Below are 872 nucleotides of genomic sequence, written 5' to 3'. Positions count from 1 at the left end.
GGCCACCTCCAGGGCGTTGCGGGCGGCCTTGAGCGAGGCCGCGTCCATGGTGCCGGCCAGGTCGTTCAGGGCGTCGCGGGTGCGCCAGTAGGCCACGCGCGCCGGGTCCGACTCGGGGTGGTGCTGGAAGGCCAGGAGCCGGCCCGCCCGCCAGGTGTGGACCGGGGAGCGGTCGGAGGAGGCCAGAAGGGTGGCGGCATCGGGCAGATGGGTAACGGCGTCGTGGTGAGAGACGATGACGGGGAAGCGGGTGCCGCCGGCGGTGGAGATCCCGGCACGGTGGGCGGCGCGGACGGCCTCGGCGGCCACCTGCCCGAAAACTGGGTCGCTCTCGCCGGCGGGCGTGATGGTCAGCTCGACGACGCCGACCTCGTCGTTGCCCAGCGCCGGCACGGCCGTGGTGCCGCCCAGGGCCTCGGCGGTCACCTGGGCGCCCAGGCAGATGGCAATGGCGGGGACGTCGGCGGCGACGACGCCGCGCAGCAGCTCACGCAAGTCGGACAGCCAGGGGTGGTCGGCCTCGTCATGGGCGCTCATGGAACCGCCCAGCACCACGAGGCCGTCACCGACCTCGTCCAGGCAGGGGATGGCCTCGCCCTGCCAGGGGCGCACCATGCGCAGAGCGGCCCCCTCGGCGAAGAGCCACTCCCCCAGGCGCCCCACGGGGGCGAGCTCCTCGGGCTCGATGACGGTGATCGTGAGCGTATCTGTCATGGGTGACATTCTGCCGGTGGTTCGAATGCTCGCAACCAGCGACAGGCGCACACGTGCCGCCTGAGGCGAAACGACTTGCTCACACCCGCGCCCTGCGGGGAGCATGGCCCGGATGAAGCATCCACGATCCCCACACCTCCGTCCCTTACATCAGCTGT

The 872-nt window shown here is 72.1% G+C and carries 1 protein-coding gene; it reads right to left on the bottom strand.

Annotated features, from left to right (window positions below):
- A partial coding sequence (locus HMPREF0975_RS14335) for a type 1 glutamine amidotransferase (protein WP_049939995.1) occupies nt 1-714 on the bottom strand: 714 nt, incomplete at its 3' end.
- Nucleotides 715-872 lie beyond the last annotated feature (158 nt).

It is taken from the genome of Actinomyces sp. oral taxon 849 str. F0330, from assembly GCF_000239715.1.
In the GTDB taxonomy this organism is placed as follows: Bacteria; Actinomycetota; Actinomycetes; order Actinomycetales; family Actinomycetaceae; genus Actinomyces; species Actinomyces johnsonii.
Note: the sequence above shows the minus strand (reverse complement) of the source record. Positions and strands in the feature narration are given on the sequence as shown.